This is a genomic window from Primorskyibacter flagellatus, assembly GCF_048268605.1.
Taxonomy (GTDB): domain Bacteria; phylum Pseudomonadota; class Alphaproteobacteria; order Rhodobacterales; family Rhodobacteraceae; genus Primorskyibacter; species Primorskyibacter flagellatus.
Map to the genome: position 1 here is coordinate 136,800 of NZ_JBLWVF010000003.1, position 22,172 is coordinate 158,971.

The following is a 22,172-nucleotide window of genomic DNA, read 5'->3' on the forward strand; positions in this document are numbered from 1 at the left end:
ATGGGAAACCGCGCAACGGATCTGCTCAAAGTCGGGGAAAGCTACGATGCGCTCGCATCTTGCCAATCCCGAGCCAAGCCCCGCAAGGGGAAGGTGTAGAGACTGGATGGGCAGCGCCTACGGACCGATGGTCTAGGGTGAAGGGACAGTCCAGACCACGAACGCCCGCAAGGGCGGCGGTGAAAGCCGAAGTGGTATGAATCCTGGGGCCGTGGGTTCGAATCCCGCCGCGGACACCACTTTTTACCTTAAGATGTTGAGTTTCAGGGGGGTGCCTTTTGGGGCAACGCTCAGCCTCCAGACACCCCCCATCTCGGGGCGGACCATTGGCCCGCCCCTGACGAATCGCTATGCGAGCCCCAGCGCCTGTCGCCGTCCAGAAGCCCAGCGGGTCACCAGATGGTCGACCATCAGCCCCATGAAGGCCACCGCAAAGCCCAGCACCAGTCCCTTGCCGACATCGGTGGAGGAAAGTGCCCGCTGCATCTCCTGACCGAGGTCCTGGGTGCCGATGAAGGCCGCGATGATCACCATGAACAGCGAGAACATCACCGACTGGTTGACCCCGACCATGATCGTCGGCAGGGCCATCGGCAGGCGCACATTCCACAAGGTCTGGCGTTGTGTCGCCCCGGACATGTTAGCCGCCTCGATCAGCGCTTCCGGCACGCCGCGCAGCCCCTCGATCGTGTAGCGCACCAGCGGCACCGCAGCGAACAGGAACACGGCACTGACCACGGCAACGTCATTGACCCCAAAGAGCATCACCACCGGAATCAGGTAGATAAAGCTCGGAAAGGTCTGCAACGTGTCGCAGATCAGCAGCACCTTGACGGCGCGTTTTTCATTGCGTGCGCCCCAGATCCCCATCGGAAAGCCAACGAGCAGCGCCAGCAGCACAGAAAAGCTCACCATATAGACGGTGATCATCGCGCGATCCCACCAGCCTGACATTGCGATCAGCCCGAAGAAGCCAAGGCAGACCAGCGCCGAGCGCAGCCCACCGATGGCCCAGCCGATTGCCGCCAGCAACGCCAGCACGGCGCTGAACGGCAGGTACAGATAGGCGTCACGCATCGGGATCAGGATCCAGGTGATTAGGAACCAGCGCAGCCATTGGGTGACCGGATCGATCAGCACGATGAACCAGTCCACCACCGCATCGATCGGTTTGGCCATGCTCAGCGCCTGACTGCGCTTGACCTGGTCGAGCATTGGAAACACCTGCGCCAGCGCGAAGGCAACGGCGACCAGCACCGCCCAGATCACCAGAAACTTGTTACGCACAACCCAGGATGTGCCCTTCTCGAAATGCTCGGGCTGCCTCACCGCCCACGCCTTGGTGCAGCGGTCGAGCATGACTGCGAGCAGCACGATGGTAATGCCGATCTCGACCGAGCGACCGATCTTCAGCGCCTGTAGCAACTGTAGCAGTTTCTGGCCGAGGCCCGGCATGCCGATGAAACTGGCCAGAACCACCATGGCGAGACATTGCATGATCACCTGGTTGACGCCCACGAGAATGTCGGTGCGTGCCGTCGGGATCTGTACCGAATGCAGCAATTGCCAGCGCGTCGCGCCGCACATATGCCCGCTTTCCACCACTTCGGGTGAAACCTTCTTGAGGCCCAGCAAGGTCATCCTGATCATCGGCGGCACTGAGAAGATGATCGTCACGATCGCCCCCGCCTTTGGGCCGACTCCGATGAACACCACGACCGGGATCATATAGGCGAAATGCGGCAATGATTGTGCGATGTTGAGGATCGGGTTGAGGATCTTCTCGAAACGCGGTGATTTCCACCCGAGTACCCCGATCATCAGACCAAAGAGGATCGAAAACGGTGCCGCTACGACAATGACTGACAGCGTTTCCATCGACCAGGTCCACTGGCCCATCACCACGATCCAAACAAATGTTCCCGCCGAAAGCAGAGCCAGACGCCAGCCCTGCAACGCATAACCCACAACCCCGGCGGTCACAGCGATGACACTCCAGGGAATCGGGCCCAGATATGGCCAGCGGTTGCGCCCATAGAGCAGGTTGGCGGTGACATCTAGCAACCACTCGACCCCTTCGGCGAAGGCGCGGGTGACATGCATCAATCCCAGATCATCGCGCAGGAAGTTGAACAGCGCGTTGATCCAGTCGGCAAAGGGCCAGACCAGCCATTCCGGCGGCCGGACCAGCCCGGCGGGGAGCAAGGTCTTGGTCAGCACCAGCAGCACGGCAAACCCCAGCAGCCCCTGGGCGACGCGGGTTTTTGACAGCGCGGGCAAGCGCGCCTGCGGATTGTTGGTAAGCGCGGTGGTCATGCGGGTGCTCCGAAGAGCACGTCGAGCGCTTCCTGTCTTGCCATCGCGCCGATCACCTTGCCGTTCTTGTCGGAAACCGGCATCAGGTCGCGCGTGTCATTGACCAGCAGGCGACCCATTTCCTGAATGGTCGTATGTCCGGCAATCGGCTCCCCGGTCGGGGCGATGCCGTTGATCGGGCGGGCCAGACCGCGGGCATGGACCACGCGGGCCTTATTGATATCTTCGGTGAACTTGCGGACATATTCGGTTGCTGGTTCCAGCACGATCTTGTCGGGCGTGTCGCATTGCTCAACCGCGCCGTCCTTCATAATCGCGATCCGGTCGGCAAGGCGCAGCGCCTCGTCGAAATCATGGGTGATGAAAACGATGGTCTTGCCGAGCATTTCCTGCAGGCGCAGAAATTCATCCTGCATCTCCCGGCGGATTAGGGGGTCGAGTGCCGAGAACGGCTCATCCAGGAACCAGATATCGGGTTCGATGGCGAGGCTCCGGGCAATGCCGACGCGCTGCTGCTGGCCACCGGACAATTCGCGTGGGAAATATTCCTCGCGGCCTCCAAGCCCGACCAGTTCGATCACTTCGAGCGCCCGGGCACGGCGGGTGTGGCGGTCCTGGCCGCGCATCTCCAGCGGGAAAGCGACGTTATCAAGCACGTTGCGATGCGGCAGCAGGCCGAAGCTCTGGAATACCATGCCCATCTTGTTGCGGCGCAGATCGATCAGTTCTTTTTCGTCGAGAGCGCCAATATCCTGCCCTTCGACCTTGACGGTGCCGCCAGTGATGTCGAGCAACCGCGACAGGCAGCGCACGAAGGTTGATTTGCCAGAGCCCGAAAGCCCCATGATCACCAGCATCTCGCCTCGATTTATATCAACTGAGACATCGCGCACGGCGGCGATATAACCGGCCTGGCGAATTTCATCGAAAGTCGGATTGCCGGTCATGCCCGCCAGATAGTTTTCCGCTTTCTCTCCAAACAGCTTCCAGACATTGTTGCAAGAAATGACGGTTTCCGGTGTGGTCATGAAATTTTTCCCCTTGATGCGATGAACCCGCCCGGCGCATTTGCCGGGCAGGGAACGATGACAGGTCGGCGCGACTCAGGCGCCTCCGGCCACCCAGGGCTTCCAGACATCTTCGTTGGATTCGAGCCATGCCGCAGCCGCTTCTTCGGGTTCCATTTCGTCAATATCGACAAGCTTGGCCATTTCCGCGATCTGCGGGTTGGTAAAGCTGACCTCAGTCAGGGTTTTGTAGGCGGCAGGCCATTTCTCTTCCATTCCCTCCCAGGCGGCCTTCTTGAGGTAACCGTTGGCCGGGTTGCCGCAATCATAGGTCGCGTCAGGGTTCGGACCGACCGACGGATCAGTGTCACAGCCTTCTTCCCATTTCGGAAATTCGACGAATTCACCCGGATAAAGTGCTTCAACGAAGTTGGGCGTCCAGTTGAAGATCACCACGGGGCGCTTGGTCTTTTCGGCTGCGGCCACTTCGGCCCAGAGCGCCGATGCGGAGCCCGCGTTTACCACGGTGAAATCCATATCCAGCGCCTCGACGCGCTCTGCGTCATGCTTGAGCCAGTCCACCGGCCCCCCAAGGAAACGGCCGTTATCGCCGGTTTCGGGCGTGACGAATTCTGCTTTGCAGGCGTTCAGGGCTTCCCAATCGGGCAGGCCCGGGCAGGCATCTTTGGTCCAGCTAGGATACCACCAATCCTCACGGGTGATTGCGTCATGGTCCCCGGCATCGACGATCCCGCCCTTCTCCTGCGCGGCTCGGAACGAATTACCGAAGGCACCTTCCCAAACTTCGAGCTCAAGCGTCACGTCACCCAGGCGCACGGATTCATAGACTGCCTGACTGTCGGTGGACACATATTCGACATTTGTGCCCATCGATTCGAAGATCTGCCCAACCACATGGCTCATCACGATCTGGCTCGACCAATTATGGGTCGGAATGACAATGGGGTCGGAGGAATCTTCGGCAAAAGCAGTTGTGGCGCTGAGGCTTAGTCCCGCGGCAAGCGTGAAAAGTTTGAATTGCGTTTTCATCTAATTCTCCCTGATGGTTTCCCGGTGCCACTGGTGGGCACTACGGTGTTCCGCGGACGGGTCTGACCTTCCGCAACAGCAGATTATTCAGGATATGTGAACAGGTAAGCCTGTTGTGATGAACAGGATGGTAGAGAATGTTAAAATTTGTTAACAGTCTTGCGGGAGGGCAGCGGCATTGCGCAAATATCAGATCCTGATCGTCGAGGATGAACCGGTCACCCGGACCACCCTCGCCAGCTATTTGCAGGCGCAGGGCTATACTGTTTTCGAAGCAGCAAGTGCCCCGGAGGCCGAGGATCTGCTTCCGTCCGAAGAGATAGATCTGCTGATCGTGGACATCAACCTCGAAGGTAAGGACGGGCTGGAGATTACCCGCGAGCAGCGGGCGCGATCGGATTTGGGGATTATCCTGCTGACCGGACGCAGTGATGACGTGGACCGGATTGTCGGGCTTGAGCTTGGCGCTGATGATTACGTCTGCAAGCCGTTCAACCGGCGCGAATTGCTTGCCCGAATCAAGAACCTGCTGCGCCGCACCTCTGATATCCGCCGGTTGTCTCGCCGCGTCGTGCGCTTTGGCGATTTCACATTCGACAGCGCCAGCCGCCGCCTGCAGGATGGCGACGGCGAGACAGTACCGCTGACCCGCGCCGAGTTCGAGCTGCTCAACACGCTGATCGGGCGCGCCCGCGAAGTGCTGAGCCGTGACATGTTGATGGGCAGCGTCACCCATCGCCAGTTTGGCACCAATCCGCGCACCGTTGACGTGCTGATCCGCCGCCTCCGCGCCAAGATCGAGGAAGACCCGGCCGCGCCGCGATTCATAACCACAGTGCATGGCGAGGGGTATGTTTTTACTGCGCCACTGGAGTAAGCTCGCGCATTTCCGTCAGCGCCTGCTCCATCGCCTCCTGTGCCGCAGTCAGTTCGCGGGTCAGTCTTTTTAGATGGCGGATCACAAGCGCGCCTTCGCCGTGTTCTGCCGCCCGTTCGACTTTTTGCAGGGTCTCGATCATCTCGGTCAGGGCGAAATTTCCCGCCGCGCCCTTGATCCGATGCGCAAGCTTGCACACTCTGTGCCAATCCTGCGAGGCACAGGCGGCGTGCAGGTCGCGCTGCTCGCGCCCGAGTTGCTCAAGAAACAAATCGGCGATTTCCAGCGTGCGTGCCGTGCCGAAATCCGCGGCATTCTCTGCCAGCGCGCGGCGAAGATCGTCGGCGATCGCACCGGAACCTTCCATGTGCTGTGGCAGAAAAACCTTGCGCTTGTGGCCCGCCGTCACCGCGTCGAGCGCTTGGGCCAGCCGATCCGGTGAGATCGGTTTGGCCACGAAGCAATCCATCCCGGCATCGAGATGAACCGAGGTCTGCTCCTCCTGTACATGCGCCGAAATGCCGATCACGGGCAGGGTCGCCAGTCGCTGATCGGTTGACTGGCGCAGCTTGCGGGTCGCCGCGGTGCCGCTGATCCCCGGCAGGTTCACATCCATCAGCACCACGTCGAAATCCTCCGCCCCGAGCACCGACAGCGCCTCTTCCGCCGAGCCGACGCAGCGGCAGGAATGGCCCAATCTTTCCAGATACCCGCGCGCCACCATCCGGTTGATCTCGTTATCCTCCACCACCAGTATGCGCAAAGCCCGTACCGGGGTCGGAAAGCTTAACGAATCCTCGGCGTGCGGCAGATCAGCCGCATCGCCCGGCTCAAGCGCCACGCTTAGCGTAAAAACCGAGCCGCGGCCCTTGCTACTCTCGACGCTGAGCGTGCCGCCCATCACATCGGTAAAGCGCTTGCAGATCGCCAACCCCAGCCCGGTGCCGCCGAATTGCCGTGCGATGCTGCGGTCTTCCTGTTCAAATGCTTCGAAAATGCGCTGCTGTGCCGGTGCCGAAATCCCGACGCCGGAATCGCTGACCTCGAAGGTCACACCAAGCTGAGCGTCTTCCTCGCTTCCCAGCCGGACCCGCAATACTACCTCGCCCTGGGCGGTGAACTTCACTGCATTGGATACCAGATTGAACAGGATCTGCCGCAGCTTCCCGGCATCGCCTTTCAGTGCCGGGGGCACTTCTGACGGCAGGTCGAGCAGCAGTTCGACGCCGCGTTCGCGCGCCGTGGGCCGCATCAGCGTCACGATATCCTCGACCAGTTCGCGCAGAGAAAAGGTGGTGGATTCCAATGTCGGCACGCCGCTTTCGATCTTGGTGTAATCAAGAATGCCGTTGAGGATCCGCAGCAGGCTCTGGCTTGAGGTGATCGCAGCATGCAGACGTCTTGTCTGTGTCCGGCTCAACCCCTCGCCAAACATGGTGCGCAACATGCCCAGCACGCCGTTCATCGGCGTGCGTATCTCATGGCTCATCATCGCCAGAAATTCCGATTTCGCCCGGTCCGCGCTCTCGGCCTTGCGCCTTGCTGCATCATGCGCCTCCACCTCTTCGCGCAACTGCTCGGTCTGCTGGGTGACCAGAACTTGTAGGTTATTGCGATGTTCGAGCAATTCGCGTGCGTTACGATCACGCTCTGCTTCAAGCTCGCGATTGTCGATGGCCTGCTGGCGAAACACCTCCACCGCCTCTTCCATCCGCGCGATCTCATCGCTTTTCAGGGGCACGACACGGCGTTCAAGGTCACCGCTGACCAAAGCGGCCATCGCGCCCGACAGCCGGTCGAGGCGGCGGGTGATATTGCCGCGAATGAAGAACCAGAGCACCGCCAGCGACACTGCCAGCGCGATACTTGCTGCAATGCCGTTGCGCAGTTGGGTGCGGCGCAATTGCGCTGTTGCGGCCACGCCGGTGGCGATCGCCTGTTCCTGCGCGATGCTTGCCACTCTGCCGGCCTCTTTGCCCAGCTGGATCGCGGCGGATTGCAGCTCGGTCTGCTGGGCTGCAATCTCGTCATGGATGCGCAGGATGTCTGCGGACAATGCAAAAATATCGCGCTCGCCCTCTACCAGCGGCAACAATACCTGCAAATGGGCGGCCGCCTGTTCGGACCGCCCCGGATCGCGGATCGAGGTGACCCGCCGCGCCACCACCTCGATGCGGTTGTTGAGCATCTCGCGGATCTCCAGCAATTGCGCCAGCGCGCCGGCTTCGGCGATCCGGTTCACCAGCAGCCCGATCTCGGCGGTGCGCGAGCGCAGCTCGAACATCAGGCCCAATTGAAACAGGTCAACCTCGATCAGCTTGTCGAGCGTATCGGCGCGGCTGATATCCTCGGTGCTGTAATCATAGAGGCTGGTGATCACCGCGGTGGTGCCCATCTCGGCATTGGCGACCAGCGTATCGGCCATGTCGAGCAGGTCGGTGGCCGCTTGCAACGCCGCGCGCAGCCGGTCGCGGCGGATCTCGGTCAGGGTGATGCGCCGCTCGACCAGATCGTTAAGCCGGAAGATCCGCGCTTCGACATTGGCCACCGCGCCGCGCAGCACCATGGTATTCCCGATCTCCTCACTGCCATCGCGCTCCAACCGACCGCTCAGGGCCGCCACCTGCTCGGCCAGAAACTGCGCGCGCCTTTCGCGCCCGACCTGCGAGGTTTCCTTGGCGAGTTCCGGCGCGGCGGCGATTACCCGACCGCTTTCCTCGGTGATGCCGCGCACATGGGCGATCGCCGGGATCGTTTCATTCACGATGCGCGACTGACTATGGGCGATGTCGCGCAGTTCAATCAGGCCGAACACACCAGCAAGCGTCGGCAACCCGGCGATCACAAGGAACGCCAGGATCAACCGCCCGCCCAATCCCAATCTTTCGAACATGCGCCAGCTTACGCAGCAAAGTCGCGCTTGCGCAAACTTGAAACGCAGTCGCGCCCGGTGTCTAATGCCCGGACTTCACAGGAATGGACCCCCATGCGAAATCTCGCCGCACTGATCTGGCTGGCCCTGAGCGCACCGGCCTTGGCGCAAAGCTGGGATCTCGACGTGCCGCGTCTCTCCGCCGAGGGTAAGCAGACGGTTGATACCATTGCCTATCAGCCGCTCGAAGGCGCTGCGCTGCGCTGGCGGATCTGCGTCTCATATCCGCATATGAAGGACGCCTATTGGCTTAGCGTCAATTACGGCATGGTCGAGGAAGCGCGCCGTCTGGGGGTTTCCTTCCGACTGGTCGAGGCGGGCGGCTATCCCAATCTCGCGCGGCAGATCGAGCAGGTCGAAAGCTGCGTCGCCTCCGGTGCCGATGCGCTGATCATCGGGACAGTGTCGTTTCACGGACTCTCGACAACCATCCGCCAGATCGCCGGGCAGATCCCGGTTATCGCGGCGGTCAATGACATCGCCGAAGGCGGTATCAGCGCCCGTTCGGCCGTGTCTTGGGAGGAAATGGGTGCCGCCGCCGGGCGGATCATCGCAGAGCGCCACCCGGAGGGCAGCGCGCCGGTGCGGTTGGCCTGGTTTCCCGGCCCCGAAGGAGCTGGCTGGGTGCGCTTTGTTCAGAACGGCTTTCACAAGGCCTTGCGCGGCAGTTCGGCGGAAGTCGTTGTCAGCAAATTCGGCGATACCGGTCGTGAGATCCAGGTGCGACTGGTCGAAGAGGCGCTCGATGATTTCCCCGATCTCGATTACATTGTCGGAAGCGCCCCGACCGCCGAAGCGGCGGTGTCGTTGCTGCGCGCGCGAGGGCTTGATGAGCAGATTCTGATCGTTTCCGATTACATGAGCCATGCGGTCTATCGCGGCATCAGACGCGGCAGAATTCTCGCGGCACCGACTGATTTTCCAATCCTGCAAGGGCGGCTGGCCATCGAAATGGCGGTGCGTGCCATCGAAGGCAAGCTTGAGATCACCAAGGCCGGACCGAAGATCCAAGTCATCACCGGGGACAATGTCGATGCGATTTCACTTTCCGAAACCCTGGCTCCGGCGGCCTTCGTGCCGGTCTTTGAGACCCATTAGTGGTTTGCAAAAAATCAGCGCGTGCTGGAACACGGATCGTGCCAACAGTGCGTTTCTGGTGACACATGATGACGCAAACGCCGACAGTCGAAATTGTGACAAAAGCGATCCCTTCAAGTATTTTCAGATGTCAGCCGGATCCTTGGTATTGGTGACGGCCTGCATCCGGCGCGTTGGTGTCGATGAAATGGATCGGGCCCGCGACCCCCGGACCGCCAGGGAATTAAACGATTTCTGAAATATTGACTATAATACAATATGTTACGATCCTCAGGGCGGGCAATACATAGCTCTCCGCTCTTGGTAGCGCGTTCGAATATCAGGCCACCGCCGTCCTGAACAGGTCGCCGGGTTTCGCCGACTTGTTCAACCACGCGCGAAGTTTGTTCAGTGCCGCCAACTGGCCGCCACCGATAGGGCCAATATTCAGCATCGTGCGGTAGGACGCGGACACCGTTTTTTACTGTATTTTTTCTATATGGGGTGGCGCGGACGATGCTCCGAATGACGCCCCGAATTAGCGGCGAACTCTCGCTCAGAGTGTGTTGTTGGGCATCATGCATCGAAAGGTGGTTGATCCGGAGGCATGGAATTGGCACGATCCTTACCGAGACGTTTGGGTTTCGAATGATTTCCGCAGCATGAAAGGGACACCATGAGACAGCTCTTTTCCGGGGCCTTATGCCTCGCATTCGCCAGTGCTTCTGCGCTTCACGCGCAGGAAGACGCGATTTTTTCGGGTGCTGACCGCGTTCATCCGGTTTATGCGGAAAATGGCATGGTCGCGGCGCAGGAAGGTGTTGCCGCCCGCGTCGGGCTCGACATTCTCAAAGCCGGCGGCAACGCCATCGACGCGGGCGTTGCGGTGGCTTTTGCACTGGCAGTGACCCTGCCGCGTGCGGGCAATATCGGCGGGGGGGGCTTCATGCTTGTGCATGACGCGGAATCTGGCGAGACCAAAGCGATTGATTACCGCGAAATGGCCCCTGCCTCGGCCGAGCGGGACATGTATCTTGACGAAGAAGGCAATGCCGATTCCGAATTGTCACGCTTCACCGGCCTTGCCACGGGCGTACCGGGCACTGTCGCGGGTATGCAGATGGCGCTGGACCAATACGGCACCATGACGCTGGCCGAGGTTATCCAGCCCGCGATTGACCTTGCGCGCGACGGGATTGCCGTAACGCCGGGCCTTGCCGACAGCCTCAAAGGACTAGAAGCACGGCTGAAGAAATGGCCCTCGTCCGAAACGATCTTCTTCAAAGAGGGTGGCGGGTTTTACGAACCGGGCGAAACTCTGACACAGACCGATCTGGCCAACACGCTTCAGAAGATCGCCGATGAAGGCATTGACGGCTTCTACAAAGGCGAGACGGCGGAAAAGATTGCCGCGGCCGTGCAGGATTCCGGCGGGCGGATCACGGTCGAGGATATGGCCAATTACAAGCCCGTCCTGCGTGACCCGGTCAGCGGCACCTATCGCGGCTACGAGATCGTCTCGATGCCGCCGCCCAGTTCTGGCGGGGCGCATATCGTGCAGATCCTCAACATCCTGGAAGAATACCCCATCGGCTTTCTGGGCCATAACTCCGCCGACACGATCCACCTGATGGCCGAAGCGATGAAGCGCGCCTATGCGGACCGCTCGGAGTATCTGGGGGACAGCGATTTTGTCGATGTGCCGCTGGCAGAGATCACGTCCAAGGATTATGCCGCCGACATTCGCAAGCAGATCAGCCTGCATGCCGCAACACCCTCCAGCACGATCAAGCCGGGCGATCTTGCGCCCTATGAAAGCAACGAGACCACGCATTTCTCGATCGTGGACAAGGATGGCAACGCCGTCGCCAACACCTACACGATCAACTTTTCCTACGGGTCGGGCATGGTCGCTGACGGCACCGGCGTGCTGCTGAACAATGAAATGGACGACTTTGCCGCCAAACCGGGCGTGCCCAACGCCTACGGGTTGATCGGCGGGGATGCCAATGCTGTCGAAGGTGGCAAGCGGCCGCTGTCGTCGATGTCGCCGACGCTGGTGATGAAGGATGGCAAGGTCTTCATGGTGACCGGTTCGCCGGGTGGGTCGCGGATCATCACGACCACGCTGCAAGTCATCATGAACGTGATTGACCACGGCATGAACATCGCCGAGGCCAGCTTTGCATCCCGCATCCACCACCAGTGGTTGCCCGATGAAATCCGCATCGAGGATGGGATCAGCGTCGATACGATTGGCCTTTTGGAACAGCGCGGACACAAGGTCAGCGAACAGTCCGTGATGGGCTCGACCCAGTCGATCCTTGTGGACGAAGCAAGCGGCTACCTGTTCGGTGCCTCGGACCCCCGCCGCGTCGATGCGGCAACACTGGGCCACTGACGGGGCCACTGAACCTGAACGAACCCGCCCCGGTCAGCACGCGCTGGCCGGGGCTTTCTTTTGCGCGGGCTTCATCCGATGATGGTTGCACAGCGTATACGGGACGCGCTGTGCAATTGCATGGTGCCTCCGCGCAGCTCGCCAGTGCCGAAGGTCGATGAACTCTTGATCCTGCAAGGATTTACCGACTTGACGGCAGGTGAAATTCCAGCGGCCGCCCGGATTGGCCGGAGCATTGCATTCCGGATTTTCCCGTGCCGCCGCAGCAAAAGCGGACAGCGGCCAAGGCATTGCGGGATACTATATATTTCATGGGTACCTCCTCGGTTGGGTCGCAATGCACTCCCCCGGTGCTGCGTATATCTCCCGTCAGGTTTCGGGCGAGAGCCGCTTTCTTTTGGGTTGGGAATGTATGAACCTGGGTGCTGTCATAGACAGGTCAACCGCGCCAAGGATTGAGAAGCGCAAGCCGTCGGAACCTTTGCAACGGCGTCGCTTTCCGACAGGCCTCTGCAAAATGGGGCAGGGCATGCTATTGCGTTTACGCGCGGCGCATTTCTCTGCAATACATCCCCCAAGCCCGAACGCATTGTGGCGTTGCACCTTTAACGGGGTCCTGAAATCGACGACGTGTTGGCAGGAATGATCATGCGAACTATCCGTTTTCTTGTCCATCTTTCGGCCTATGCCGAAGAAATGGTCGAATTGTGATGTCGCAGCGTAGAAAGGTCTCTCTCAAGGTCCGCCTGGCGGGCGGGGCAATGCTTCTGACGGTGGGGACGCTTTTTACCGCGGGGGCGATGTTCATCGGGATGACCCGCGTTTCGGATCGGTTGGAAACCGCGCTGGCCGCAGAGGCGCGGATTGCGCGCTATTCCACGCTCTCTACCCAGATTTCCACCTTTCTCGTGATTTCGACCGAAGCGGTGCAAGCCGGACTTGATGCCGGGGCGCGGGGAGAACGGCTTGAGCCGGTTGTCAGGAACATCAATACCACTTTTGGGCAGTTGCGCCGGGATCTGGAACAGGCCGTCGCGCAGGTCGAGGCATTGGGGCTGGACGCGCAATCCCGCTATGCCACGCAATCGTTGGGTCTGGCGCGGATGGAGGCTTTGATCGGCAATACTGTCAGCGGATTGCAGGCAGGTCCTGACAATGCAGAAACGCTGAGGGCACGGATCAATGGGTTCGCATCCGGGTTTGATCCGCTGCTCAATCAGGCGGTGAATGCCGAAATCCTGTTCAGAAACGAAATCCTGACGGGGATCGAGAGATTGCGGCAGTCGCTTGGACGGCTGGCAATCGTGATTGCCGTTCTGTCCGTCCTGACCGCACTGGCCTTTTATTTCGGGTTGGTTCGGCCTCAATTCGGGCGACTTGACCGGCTGCGCGATGCGGCCCGGCAGATCGGGTCAGAGAATTACGCCGTCGCACTGCCCGAAACCCGGCAGGATGAGATCGGGCTGCTCTACTCCGAGACCAACCGGATGGCACAGGCGCTAAGTCTGCGCGAGGACAACATACGCAAAGACCGTGCGGCGTTGAATAAGATCATCGAACAGCGCACGACGGAGCTGCGCACCGCCAATGCGGCGCTGGAGAAAACCGATGAAAACCGCCGCCGCTTTTTCGCCGATATAAGCCATGAGCTGCGCACGCCGCTGACGGTGATCCTGATGGAGGCGCAGATCGGCCAAAGGCAGGGGTCCGGGGCGGATTCTGCCTTCGCCACGATCGAAGAGCGCGCGGCGCGTCTGAACCGGCGGATTGATGATTTGCTGCGGGTGGCGCGTTCGGAAAATGGTGAACTGGCGCTGGATCCGCAGCCTGTTGATCTGGCCGAGATCTTGACCGATGTGGCCGAAGAGGTTGCCCATGAATGCGCAAATGCGGGCATGGTGCTGGAGATGGCACCTTGCCCCGCGCTTCCGGTTGTGGCGGATGCCAACTGGATGCGGCAGGTGGTGGTGGGGCTGGTGCGCAACGCCGTGCGACATGCGCGGGACGGTGAGATCGTGCGTTTGGTGCCCATAGACGAGCCGCAATCGGTCGGAATTGCCGTGGTGGATCATGGTCCCGGCGTGCCCCCCTCCGACATCGCGGGACTGTTTGAGCGGTTCAGGCGCGGGCGCAGCCCGGAAGGGCAGGGGTTTGGGATCGGGCTGGCGCTGGCGCGTTGGGTGGTCGAAGCACAGGGGGGCACGATCCGGATGCAAAGCCCGCTGCCGTCCGACGATGCGGGCGGGCACGGAACGAAAGTATCCGTTAGACTGCCGCGCAAGGATCCGTAAACTGCCGCTATGACAACACGCCTTCTGATCGTCGATGATGACCCCGGAATCACCGCAGCCCTTGCGCGCGGTCTGGCCCTGCATGGTTATATCGCGGATACCGAGAACCGCGCCGACAGGGCGTTGGAACGGCTGATGGCGGATCAGTACGATGGTGCGATTTTCGATGTCATGCTGGGGGAAGAGAATGGCATCGACGTTGTCCGCTCTGCGCGTGCCGGAGGTATCGTGGTGCCGATCATCATGCTGTCGGCCCTGTCGGATGTGGATCATCGCGCCGCCGGCCTGGAGGCCGGCGCAGATGACTATATCGTCAAGCCGTTTTCCTTCGACGAGCTGGTGGCCCGGCTGCGTGTGCAGGAGAAACGCGCGATGGTCAGTCGCCCGGCACCCGCTGTCATGACGGAAAGGACGCGTAGCTTGCGCAGCGCGCAGGGCGAAACCTTCTTGACAGAGCGGGAGTTTTCGCTGCTGCGCATTCTGGCGGACAACGCCGGATCACCGGTGTCGCGCGGGCAGATCTTTGACATGTTATGGGCGACCGACGGGTCCGGCACGGAAAATGTCGTCGATGTTTATATCGGCTATCTGCGAAAAAAGATCGCCGGGCAGGATTTCGGATTTGAGATCCGGACGCAGCGCAATCGTGGTTTTTGCCTTGAAGGGCTGACCCCGGTTGTGGGCTGACCTGTTCTTAGGAAATAAGAATTCGCTTTCTGTCCGTGGTTTGACAGTATCAGACGCAGAAACGGCGCGGTCTTCTGCCTGTTTCAAACTCCTCCCGCCGGGATGAATGGCGGTCCGCTCAATCTCTCTCTCCAAGTGCATGGTTTGGCGGGCCGCACCCGACAGGGTGCCGGGGCTGAGTGTCTCAGGGCACGCACGGGGCGCGGCGAACGGCTTGCGACCGTGCGCTCTACGCTGGATGGCGGGGCGCTTGACGTGAGGGTGCCAGATATGGGCGGGTCACGTCGCGCAACCGAATGTCCAAAGCCTCAACCTCGGCCCGGATCGCACCGTCGCCGGCCAGCGTCAGAATGACGTTGCCAGAGGGCGCATCGGTGGCCTCGAATGTCAGCGCAAGCAGGGACAGCACCGTATCGCGATCTTTCGGGTCGATGCCTTGGGTGCCGACGCGGTGAACGTTTTCGATCATCAAAACCGATTGCACACGTTCGGGCGACCGTGCTGTCTGGCCGGCGGACTGAAGGTCCTCCCAACGGAAACGATTGACCAGCAGCGCCAGCCGTCCCGTGCCGCGATCCCAACGCATTTCGGTGATCGGGAAAACCGCGTCTTGCGCCAGTGACGACAAGACTGTCAGATCCTCCACATCCAAAGCCCCGAGGTTCAGCGGGCGATCGCCGCCATCTTCGAATTTTGCATCATCGGTCATTTGAGTTGTACCCGTTCTATCTTGGCACCAACGCCCGAGAATTTGCGGACGACCTGTTCGTATCCGCGATCCAGATGGTAAACTCGGCTGACAATGGTTTCGCCTTCGGCCGCCAGCCCGGCAAGGATCAGGGAAACGCTGGCGCGCAGGTCGGTCGCCATCACTGGCGCGCCCTTCAGCCGGTCGACGCCGTGCACCGTGGCAAGGCCGCCCTGAACGTCGATTTCCGCACCCATGCGCACCAGTTCCGGCGCGTGCATGAAGCGGTTCTCGAAGATTTTCTCTTCCAGGACCGAGGTGCCATCTGCGGTGCAGAGCAGCGCCATCATCTGTGCCTGAAGGTCAGTTGGAAAGCCTGGAAATACCTCTGTCACGACATCGACGGCCCGAATGCGGCCATTCTTGCGCGACACTTTCAGCCCCGCTTCGTTTTCCTCGACCGAAATCCCGCATTGATCCAGCTTTTCGCAAAAAGCCTGTACCAGCTCGATCCGGCCGCCAAGACATTCGACCGTCCCGCCTGCGATCGCGGGAGCCAGCATATAGGTGCCCAGTTCAATCCGGTCGGTGACGACCTGATGTGTCGCACCGCCCAACCGGTCAACGCCTTGGATGGTGATCGTCGAGGTACCCTCACCGTCGATCTGCGCACCCATCTTGCGCAGGCAGCGCACCAGATCAACAATCTCGGGCTCGCGCGCCGCGTTCTTCAGCACGGTGGTGCCTTTGGCCAGCGTCGCCGCCATCACCGTGTTCTCGGTGGCACCTACGGAGGCAAAACGCAGCTCGTGCGTGGCACCTTTCAGCCCGCCCGGAGCCTGCGCATGCAGGTAGCCGTCTTTCAGCTCAATCTCTGCGCCCAATGCCTCCAGTGCATCGATATGCAGATCCATCGGGCGCGCGCCGATGGCGCATCCACCGGGCAGGGAGACGATCGCATGCCCCAACCTTGCCAGCATCGGCCCCAGCACGAGGTTGGATGCGCGCATCTTTCGAACGATGTCGTAATGCGCGGTGTGATTGTTCAGGTTATGGCTGGACATTGCCAACACCTTGCCACCCTGAAGGCTGGATACCTCTGCCCCAAGCGAGCTCAGAAGCTCCGTCATGGTCTTGATGTCCGACAGGCGCGGCGCGTTGGTCAGCGTCAGCGGCTCTTCCGACAAGAGCGTCGCGGGCATAAGTGTGAGGCACGCGTTCTTGGCCCCGGCTATCGGGATCTGCCCATCGAGTTCGCCGCCACCAGTCACTATGATCGAATCCATATGCCTCAGTCTTTCTTTTTCCCGGCCTGCTCGTTGGCCTGTGTGTCATCCACCGCAGTGGCTCGGGCGCGCGCTTGCGCCTTGCGCCGGGCCAGATTGGCCTTCAACGCCGCTTTCAGTCGATCATCCCGGTTCGCCGGTTTTGCACTGTCCGATTTCCGCTTCATCGGCCCTCCTTAACCCACTCGGCAAAAAGCGTCCAGATTGCGCTTGCACGCGATCTGAATTGCGTCTAGAGAGCCGCCCACACCGTCGGTTTCCTACGGTTCATTTGCCCTGTATGCGCACGGGTCGCTGCTGCATATCGGTCGGACGAACAGCAGGCGCTGATCGTGATAGAGGAATCCCAGAACCCTCTTGCCTCGTGCCAACGTCAGAGGTTACTAACTGGAAACGAGATGCTGTGGTAGCTCAGTGGCAGAGCACACCCTTGGTAAGGGTGAGGTCGAGAGTTCAATCCTCTCTCACAGCACCATTTCTCCATTTAGACCTGTCGAATCCCCTAACACCTTGAAGGGAAAAGGCAGATTTTATAGTTCTATACCCTTGATTCCGGCGGTACTTCGGCGGCTCTTCGCAGTCCCGCGTCTCGCAGCGATAGTAGGCGTATCGCTTGCGGCAGCCTGTAGTCCAAGCCGCCGTCATGGCGTTGCCGCAGGAACCGCATGCGACGAACCCGCGTAGCGGGAAATCCTCGTGATAATCCGCCCGCGCTGCCGGGGCGCTTTTCCTTCCTTCCAGATTTTCTTGAATGCGCTGGAACGTCTAGTAGCTGATAAGACCTTCGTGCTTTCCTTCCCTAACAGCGACCTTCCATTTGAGAGCCTCGAGATATCCGGCGTAAACAACCTTCTTGAGCCGCCGCGTGACCGTCATGGGGCGCAATGAGCCGTCCTTGCGATCTTTAGGGAAATGCGGATTGCGTTTGAAAAAGCGCGGCACTTCGACTTGGCTGGCGAAACACCCGCTAGCATAACCTTCCAGAGCTTCGCGAACCACGGCGGCTATCGGCTCGTTAGGCACAAGCACCTTGCCGCCACCTTTGGCGGAAACGTGTTTGTATCCGGTAGGTGCGCGGAACACCCAATAGCCGCTTTCAACGCGGGATTTCAGTAAGTAGTTTGATTTGGCGATCCCGGGAGGACTCGAACCCCCAACATCCTGATTAGAAGTCAGGTGCTCTATCCAGTTGAGCTACGGGACCGTGGCTCTTTGATAACGGTTCGGAAAACGGTTCTCAAACCAGTGACATTTCCCTAACCGTCTGTATTTTCATCTCCTTCTGGCTCCAGACCTCCGGCTTAGAAGGTCCTCGCTCTATCCAGTTGAGCTACGGAGCCGCTGAAAACAGGCTGTAAAACAGTCCGCGATATTCTACTACTTGCTAATCAACGTCACTTCAAAGCAAAATTTGGGCTTGACCAACGGATTAGAAGGTCCTTGATCTATCCAGTTGAATTACATGGACGAACGCTGCCAGATTCTATCCAAATTCCGACCGATGACACCCTGATGGTCAGAGACTTGGTGCCGCCATGGCATGCGCCCCACCTGGAAGAAACCTTTTGGTTTTATGGGCTTATGCGCACATGGTGGGCGGTTATTGGCGCTCTATGCAGCTGAGATATTGGACGTGTTGCACATCATGTGATCGGCGGGGCTGTCTCAAACCGGATGAAACGGGATTTTATCATCCGGGTGTGGAATATGGCCATTACACTCAAAGCACCGCTAAGGGGCTTTATTCATTATACAAATCAGGGCAGCCAACATAGGTTCTGACCGGGCCTGGATGTTGTCGGGCCTGGGGTTTCTTGTTCGTGAGTGCGTGATGCTCGGACAGTCGGATGCCTGGCTGCGCGTCCGGTCGATATATATTGCTGCAAATCATACCGCACCACAAAAACGCGCATAACTTTCGGCTGTTGCGGGGGATATTTGATGATGATCCCCCGAGGATACCTGATTAAAACCATTTGAAAACCCTTGAAACCTTTCGGTTCCCGGCAGACATAGGGGCAGTAATAACAGGAGACCGCCAATGCCCGCGCCCAACCCCTCTGCGATGGAATTTCTATTGAGCCGGCGGTCGCGTCCCGCCAAGACCCTGACAGGCCCTGCACCCGACACGCAGGCTTTGGAAAAAATCCTGACCGCAGCGGCGCGGACGCCCGATCATGGCAAGCTGGAACCGTGGCGGTTCATCGTCCTTCAGGGGGCGGCGTTGCAACGCCTGGCCAGCGCGGCCGAACGGCGGGGCAAGAGCCTGGGCCTGGATGAAAGCAAGATTGACAAGGGGCGGTCGCAATTTGCCGACAGCCCGCTTTGTGTCGCGGTCGTTCAGGTGGAACGCAAAGCCGAGAAGGTGCCGTTGCTGGAGCAGACCTATTCTGCCGGAGCAGTGTGCCTTGCGCTTTTGAATGCGGCTCTGGCGACCGGATGGGGGGCAAACTGGCTGTCTGGCTGGGTCGCGCATGACCGAAAATTCATGGAAGAGGCGCTTGGTCTGACATCGCATGAGCGTATCGCCGGATACATTCATATCGGGACAGAAACGGCGGCCCCGCCTGAGCGTCCGCGCCCGGTGCTGGACGACATCACGAGCTGGGTTACAGAATGATCCTGTCGTCGTTTCTGGCGGCTGTCGGCCAAATCGGAGATATGCGGTTTCGCAAAGTTCTGGTGCTGGGGGTCGGGCTGACCATCGCATTGCTGATAGGGGCCACGGCCGGTTTCTTGTGGCTGCTCGACGCGATCATCCCCGAAGGCGTGACGTTGTTCGGCCGAGAGATCACCGCATTGGATGATTTCGCCAGTTGGGCCGCTATTGGCCTGATGATGGTTCTGTCGGTTTTTCTGATGGTGCCGGTTGCGTCGGCCATTACCTCGATGTTTCTCGACGATGTGGCGCAGGCGGTGGAGGACAAGCACTATCCAGACCTGCCGCCTGCCTCCCCAGTGCCTTTCGGGGACGCCCTGCGCGACACGGTCAACTTTCTCGGGGTACTGATCCTCGCAAATATTGTTGCGCTTGTTCTGGGGCTGATCTTTCTGCCCGCGTGGCCGTTTATCTTCTGGGGCGTGAACGGGTTTCTGTTGGGCCGGGAATACTTCACGCTTGCGGCGATGCGGCGGGTGGGCAGGGCCGAGGCGAAACGTCTGCGCAGGCGCCACATGGCCACGATCTGGCTGGCCGGCGTGTTGATGGCTGTGCCGCTATCGGTGCCGTTGGTGAACCTGTTGATCCCGATTTTGGGAGCTGCCACCTTTACCCATCTGTTTCATGAGCTTCAGTCTCGGGTGCCATCCGGTTGAACATGTCCAGATCACGCACGGTGATCCACCCTGACAGGATGACGCCAGCGATAATGGCCCACAAGACCGCGGAGATCCCCGTGGTGATCAAGGCCTTCTTTTTCAGCCCGTGATGCTCTGGCGCGCTGGCATGTGTGCCGGGCACGATCTTGTTCACATCGCCCTGTGTTTGAAGGCGAAGCGGAATGATGATCAGGAAGCACAGAAACCAGATCACCGCGAAAAGAACGACAGCAGAAACAATGGACATTTGACGATGCTCCCAGCAGTCAGACCTGTTCCAATTCGACCAGACAGCCGTTGAAATCCTTGGGGTGCAGGAACAGCACCGGCTTTCCATGCGCGCCGATCTTGGGCTCGCCGGAACCCAGAACGCGGGCACCTGTGGCCTTCAGATGGTCACGCGCGGCCAGAATGTCATCGACCTCATAGCAGATATGATGGATGCCGCCTGCGGGGTTCTTTTCAAGAAAGCCGTTGACCGGGCTTTCGTCCCCCAAAGGGTAAAGCAGTTCGATCTTGGTGTTGGGCAGTTCGATGAACACCACGGTTACGCCGTGATCGGGTTCGTCCTGGGGGGCACCAACCGATGCACCCAGTGCCGACCGATACTGAGCGCAGGCAGCCTCCAGATCCGGGACGGCAATGGCGACGTGATTCAGGCGACCGATCATCGGGAAATCTCCGTGGTTGTTTTGCCGCTTATGCATGGGGCGGGTGGTTGCGCGCAAGCAGGCTGCGTCCATTAACCGCTCATTAGGGCTGTTCAGGGCAGAGTGCGGAGGTCCGAATAGGAGGTTGCCATGGATGAACTGGACAAGATTGACCTGAGCCGACTGCCCACTGCCACGCGGCCCCTGCTTGGCCTGACCGTGCTGGTGGTCGAAGACAGCCGTTATGCGTGTGAGGCGATGCGCCTGATGTGTCTGCGCAGCGGGGCGCGTTTGCGCCGTGCAGATTGTCTGAAATCCGCGCGGCGACACCTTCAGGTTTACCGTCCCTCGGTGGCCATCGTGGATATGGGGCTGCCGGACGGGTCCGGGGCCGATCTGATCGCGGAAATGGCGGGGGCGATGCCGCGTGTCGATGTCATCCTTGCCATCAGCGGTGATGATTTCGCCGAGACGGTGGCAATCGCGGCCGGTGCCGACGGTTTCCTGGCCAAGCCCCTTAGCGGTGTGTCACTGTTTCAGTCCGCAGTACTGGCTCACCTTCCAGCCGAGCGCAGGCCGGCGGGTCTGCGAACGGTTTCTGACGAGATCATCGTCCCGGATCCGGTCGCCTATCGCGACGATATGGCCCATGCCGCAGACGTGCTGAGCGATGCCTGTGACGATCGCAGCATCGCCTATGTCGTGCAGTTCCTGTCCGGGGTCGCGCGCAGTGCCGGGGATTCCACGCTTCTGGATGCAGCCGATGCTTTGGCGATGTCACGCGAGAAGGGGCAACCGGTGCAGTCGCTGGCGGCATCGCTTGCAGGTTTGGTACAGGAAAGGTTGAGCGAAAGGGTGGCGATCTGATCAGAGCGCCAACGCGGGATCATCCGCGAAACGCACAGGTTTCGTCAGATCGCTAAGCCGTGTTTTCTGCTGCCCGTCGGCCGCAAAGTTGTCAGGGTCCAGCCAGCTGTCAAAGGCGGTTTGCAACGCGGGCCACTCCTTGTCGATCATGGCAAACCACGCGGTATCACGGTTGTGGCCCTTGACCACAGTGGCCTGTCTGAACACGCCCTCATAGCTGAAACCCAGCCGCTGCGCCGCGCGGCGCGACCCCATATTCAGCGCGTCACACTTCCATTCAAAGCGCCGATACCCGGCCTCGAACGCGTGGCGCATCATCAAGTAGATCGCTTCAGTTGCGGCACGGGTGCCTTGCAGCGCAGGCGCAAGGTTGATGTGTCCGACTTCGATAGAGCCTGCTTGCGGGGTAATCCGCAGATAGGCGGCGACACCTCCCCGGCGACCCGTGTCATTGTCGTGGATCGCATAGAAGGCCGGATCGTCCAGCCCTTCGACACTTCGCAACCATTCGGCATATTGTTCCAGGGACGAAAATGGCCCGTATGGCAGATAGTCCCAGACCGCATCATTCCCGTGATAGGCATCAAATAACGCGGCTGCGTGGCGGCCCGCGCGCAGCGGCTCCAGCAGGCAATACCGTCCATTCATCGGCGCGGCCGCAGGGCGCGGGGGCGGCGACCAGCCTTCGACGGTCTCGCGGTGCCTGTACGGATTGCTCATCCAAG

General features: G+C 60.1%; 20 protein-coding genes and 2 tRNA genes. 9 read left to right on the forward strand and 13 right to left on the reverse strand.

The features are described from left to right. Positions 1 to 348: 348 nt before the first annotated feature. From ACN0WV_RS05750 to ACN0WV_RS05760, 3 genes are all read right to left on the reverse strand, one after another. The gene (locus ACN0WV_RS05750; RefSeq protein WP_417604263.1) at positions 349 to 2,316 is read right to left on the reverse strand and encodes an ABC transporter permease; all 1,968 of its coding nucleotides are present in this window, start codon (positions 2,314 to 2,316) and stop codon (positions 349 to 351) included. After that, on the reverse strand, positions 2,313 to 3,344 hold the full coding sequence (locus ACN0WV_RS05755; protein ID WP_417604265.1) for a quaternary amine ABC transporter ATP-binding protein: 1,032 nt from the start codon (positions 3,342 to 3,344) through the stop codon (positions 2,313 to 2,315). The genes ACN0WV_RS05750 and ACN0WV_RS05755 overlap by 4 nt, the downstream gene beginning before the upstream one ends. Positions 3,345 to 3,419: 75 nt before the next feature. Beyond that, a complete protein-coding gene (locus ACN0WV_RS05760; RefSeq protein ID WP_084351761.1) occupies positions 3,420 to 4,373 on the reverse strand; it encodes an ABC transporter substrate-binding protein in 954 nt (317 codons plus the stop codon). Between the two features lie 178 nt (positions 4,374 to 4,551). Between ACN0WV_RS05760 and ACN0WV_RS05765 the strand changes: the two genes are divergently transcribed. Further along, positions 4,552 to 5,250 carry a response regulator gene (locus ACN0WV_RS05765; RefSeq protein WP_084351763.1) on the forward strand — a complete coding sequence of 233 codons (699 nt, stop codon included), beginning with the start codon at positions 4,552 to 4,554 and terminating at the stop codon, positions 5,248 to 5,250. Here the strand turns inward: ACN0WV_RS05765 and ACN0WV_RS05770 are convergent. Next, a complete protein-coding gene (locus tag ACN0WV_RS05770; RefSeq protein WP_417604267.1) occupies positions 5,231 to 8,143 on the reverse strand; it encodes an ATP-binding protein in 2,913 nt (970 codons plus the stop codon). The two genes, ACN0WV_RS05765 and ACN0WV_RS05770, sit on opposite strands and share 20 nt — an antisense overlap. A 93-nt stretch (positions 8,144 to 8,236) precedes the next feature. Here ACN0WV_RS05770 and torT point away from each other — a divergent pair, with 93 nt between their 5' ends. From torT to ACN0WV_RS05790, 4 genes are all read left to right on the forward strand, one after another. Then, on the forward strand, positions 8,237 to 9,280 hold the full coding sequence (gene torT, locus ACN0WV_RS05775) for a TMAO reductase system periplasmic protein TorT (RefSeq protein ID WP_417604269.1): 1,044 nt from the start codon (positions 8,237 to 8,239) through the stop codon (positions 9,278 to 9,280). Between the two features lie 655 nt (positions 9,281 to 9,935). Further along, positions 9,936 to 11,660 carry a gamma-glutamyltransferase gene (gene ggt / locus ACN0WV_RS05780; RefSeq protein ID WP_417604271.1) on the forward strand — a complete coding sequence of 575 codons (1,725 nt, stop codon included), beginning with the start codon at positions 9,936 to 9,938 and terminating at the stop codon, positions 11,658 to 11,660. Positions 11,661 to 12,370: 710 nt separating this feature from the next. Beyond that, positions 12,371 to 13,951: a sensor histidine kinase gene (locus ACN0WV_RS05785; protein WP_417604273.1), complete on the forward strand. Its 1,581-nt coding sequence runs from the start codon at positions 12,371 to 12,373 to the stop codon at positions 13,949 to 13,951. 9 nt (positions 13,952 to 13,960) lie between these two features. Further along, positions 13,961 to 14,638, forward strand: a complete 678-nt coding sequence (locus tag ACN0WV_RS05790; protein ID WP_417604274.1) for a response regulator transcription factor — start codon at positions 13,961 to 13,963, stop codon at positions 14,636 to 14,638. A gap of 229 nt (positions 14,639 to 14,867) precedes the next feature. On the opposite strand, the gene ACN0WV_RS05795 is transcribed toward ACN0WV_RS05790, so the two are convergent. Genes ACN0WV_RS05795 through ACN0WV_RS05805 form a run of 3 tightly spaced genes read right to left on the reverse strand, consistent with a single transcriptional unit; the run spans position 14,868 to position 16,779 of the window. Next, the gene (locus ACN0WV_RS05795) at positions 14,868 to 15,347 is read right to left on the reverse strand and encodes a DUF2948 family protein (protein ID WP_417604276.1); all 480 of its coding nucleotides are present in this window, start codon (positions 15,345 to 15,347) and stop codon (positions 14,868 to 14,870) included. After that, on the reverse strand, positions 15,344 to 16,612 hold the full coding sequence (murA, locus tag ACN0WV_RS05800) for a UDP-N-acetylglucosamine 1-carboxyvinyltransferase (protein ID WP_417604278.1): 1,269 nt from the start codon (positions 16,610 to 16,612) through the stop codon (positions 15,344 to 15,346). Before murA ends, ACN0WV_RS05795 begins: the two co-directional genes overlap by 4 nt. 5 nt (positions 16,613 to 16,617) lie before the next feature. Further along, positions 16,618 to 16,779 carry a hypothetical protein gene (locus tag ACN0WV_RS05805; RefSeq protein WP_179141439.1) on the reverse strand — a complete coding sequence of 54 codons (162 nt, stop codon included), beginning with the start codon at positions 16,777 to 16,779 and terminating at the stop codon, positions 16,618 to 16,620. A gap of 233 nt (positions 16,780 to 17,012) precedes the next feature. On the opposite strand from ACN0WV_RS05805, the gene ACN0WV_RS05810 reads away from it, so the two are divergent. After that, positions 17,013 to 17,087, forward strand: a tRNA-Thr gene (locus tag ACN0WV_RS05810). Here ACN0WV_RS05810 and ACN0WV_RS05815 read toward each other — a convergent pair. From ACN0WV_RS05815 to ACN0WV_RS05825, 3 genes are all read right to left on the reverse strand, one after another. Next, positions 17,066 to 17,365: a recombinase zinc ribbon domain-containing protein gene (locus tag ACN0WV_RS05815; RefSeq protein WP_417604408.1), complete on the reverse strand. Its 300-nt coding sequence runs from the start codon at positions 17,363 to 17,365 to the stop codon at positions 17,066 to 17,068. The genes ACN0WV_RS05810 and ACN0WV_RS05815 overlap by 22 nt on opposite strands. Positions 17,366 to 17,377: 12 nt before the next feature. Further along, positions 17,378 to 17,695, reverse strand: a complete 318-nt coding sequence (locus tag ACN0WV_RS05820; protein WP_417604280.1) for a hypothetical protein — start codon at positions 17,693 to 17,695, stop codon at positions 17,378 to 17,380. A gap of 44 nt (positions 17,696 to 17,739) precedes the next feature. Beyond that, positions 17,740 to 17,816: transfer RNA gene (locus tag ACN0WV_RS05825), tRNA-Arg, on the reverse strand. A gap of 837 nt (positions 17,817 to 18,653) precedes the next feature. Here ACN0WV_RS05825 and ACN0WV_RS05830 point away from each other — a divergent pair. Continuing rightward, entirely contained in the window at positions 18,654 to 19,232 is a 579-nt protein-coding gene (locus tag ACN0WV_RS05830; RefSeq protein WP_417604281.1) for a nitroreductase family protein, read from the forward strand. Next, positions 19,229 to 19,927, forward strand: a complete 699-nt coding sequence (locus ACN0WV_RS05835; RefSeq protein WP_417604282.1) for an EI24 domain-containing protein — start codon at positions 19,229 to 19,231, stop codon at positions 19,925 to 19,927. The genes ACN0WV_RS05830 and ACN0WV_RS05835 overlap by 4 nt, the downstream gene beginning before the upstream one ends. On the opposite strand, the gene ACN0WV_RS05840 is transcribed toward ACN0WV_RS05835, so the two are convergent. Both ACN0WV_RS05840 and mce read right to left on the reverse strand, forming a co-directional pair. After that, positions 19,881 to 20,177: a DUF1467 family protein gene (locus tag ACN0WV_RS05840; RefSeq protein WP_084351790.1), complete on the reverse strand. Its 297-nt coding sequence runs from the start codon at positions 20,175 to 20,177 to the stop codon at positions 19,881 to 19,883. The two genes, ACN0WV_RS05835 and ACN0WV_RS05840, sit on opposite strands and share 47 nt — an antisense overlap. A 19-nt stretch (positions 20,178 to 20,196) precedes the next feature. Continuing rightward, on the reverse strand, positions 20,197 to 20,601 hold the full coding sequence (mce, locus tag ACN0WV_RS05845) for a methylmalonyl-CoA epimerase (protein ID WP_417604410.1): 405 nt from the start codon (positions 20,599 to 20,601) through the stop codon (positions 20,197 to 20,199). A gap of 129 nt (positions 20,602 to 20,730) precedes the next feature. On the opposite strand from mce, the gene ACN0WV_RS05850 reads away from it, so the two are divergent. Further along, positions 20,731 to 21,447, forward strand: coding sequence for a response regulator (locus ACN0WV_RS05850; RefSeq protein ID WP_417604284.1), 717 nt, complete (start codon positions 20,731 to 20,733; stop codon positions 21,445 to 21,447). Here ACN0WV_RS05850 and ACN0WV_RS05855 read toward each other — a convergent pair whose 3' ends face one another. Beyond that, entirely contained in the window at positions 21,448 to 22,167 is a 720-nt protein-coding gene (locus ACN0WV_RS05855; protein WP_417604285.1) for a GNAT family N-acetyltransferase, read from the reverse strand. Positions 22,168 to 22,172 lie beyond the last annotated feature (5 nt).

What these genes read in the sequence shown, in the direction of transcription:
- ACN0WV_RS05750 (WP_417604263.1), bottom strand. Translation starts at nt 2,316, where the DNA reads ATGACCACCGCGCTTACCAACAATCCGCAGGCGCGCTTGCCCGCGCTG.
- ACN0WV_RS05755 (WP_417604265.1), bottom strand. Translation starts at nt 3,344, where the DNA reads ATGACCACACCGGAAACCGTCATTTCTTGCAACAATGTCTGGAAGCTG.
- ACN0WV_RS05760 (WP_084351761.1), bottom strand. Translation starts at nt 4,373, where the DNA reads ATGAAAACGCAATTCAAACTTTTCACGCTTGCCGCGGGACTAAGCCTC.
- ACN0WV_RS05770 (WP_417604267.1), bottom strand. Translation starts at nt 8,143, where the DNA reads ATGTTCGAAAGATTGGGATTGGGCGGGCGGTTGATCCTGGCGTTCCTT.
- torT (WP_417604269.1), top strand. Translation starts at nt 8,237, where the DNA reads ATGCGAAATCTCGCCGCACTGATCTGGCTGGCCCTGAGCGCACCGGCC.
- ggt (WP_417604271.1), top strand. Translation starts at nt 9,936, where the DNA reads ATGAGACAGCTCTTTTCCGGGGCCTTATGCCTCGCATTCGCCAGTGCT.
- ACN0WV_RS05785 (WP_417604273.1), top strand. Translation starts at nt 12,371, where the DNA reads ATGTCGCAGCGTAGAAAGGTCTCTCTCAAGGTCCGCCTGGCGGGCGGG.
- ACN0WV_RS05790 (WP_417604274.1), top strand. Translation starts at nt 13,961, where the DNA reads ATGACAACACGCCTTCTGATCGTCGATGATGACCCCGGAATCACCGCA.
- ACN0WV_RS05795 (WP_417604276.1), bottom strand. Translation starts at nt 15,347, where the DNA reads ATGACCGATGATGCAAAATTCGAAGATGGCGGCGATCGCCCGCTGAAC.
- murA (WP_417604278.1), bottom strand. Translation starts at nt 16,612, where the DNA reads ATGGATTCGATCATAGTGACTGGTGGCGGCGAACTCGATGGGCAGATC.
- ACN0WV_RS05805 (WP_179141439.1), bottom strand. Translation starts at nt 16,779, where the DNA reads ATGAAGCGGAAATCGGACAGTGCAAAACCGGCGAACCGGGATGATCGA.
- ACN0WV_RS05830 (WP_417604281.1), top strand. Translation starts at nt 18,654, where the DNA reads ATGCCCGCGCCCAACCCCTCTGCGATGGAATTTCTATTGAGCCGGCGG.
- ACN0WV_RS05835 (WP_417604282.1), top strand. Translation starts at nt 19,229, where the DNA reads ATGATCCTGTCGTCGTTTCTGGCGGCTGTCGGCCAAATCGGAGATATG.
- ACN0WV_RS05840 (WP_084351790.1), bottom strand. Translation starts at nt 20,177, where the DNA reads ATGTCCATTGTTTCTGCTGTCGTTCTTTTCGCGGTGATCTGGTTTCTG.
- mce (WP_417604410.1), bottom strand. Translation starts at nt 20,601, where the DNA reads ATGATCGGTCGCCTGAATCACGTCGCCATTGCCGTCCCGGATCTGGAG.
- ACN0WV_RS05850 (WP_417604284.1), top strand. Translation starts at nt 20,731, where the DNA reads ATGGATGAACTGGACAAGATTGACCTGAGCCGACTGCCCACTGCCACG.
- ACN0WV_RS05855 (WP_417604285.1), bottom strand. Translation starts at nt 22,167, where the DNA reads ATGAGCAATCCGTACAGGCACCGCGAGACCGTCGAAGGCTGGTCGCCG.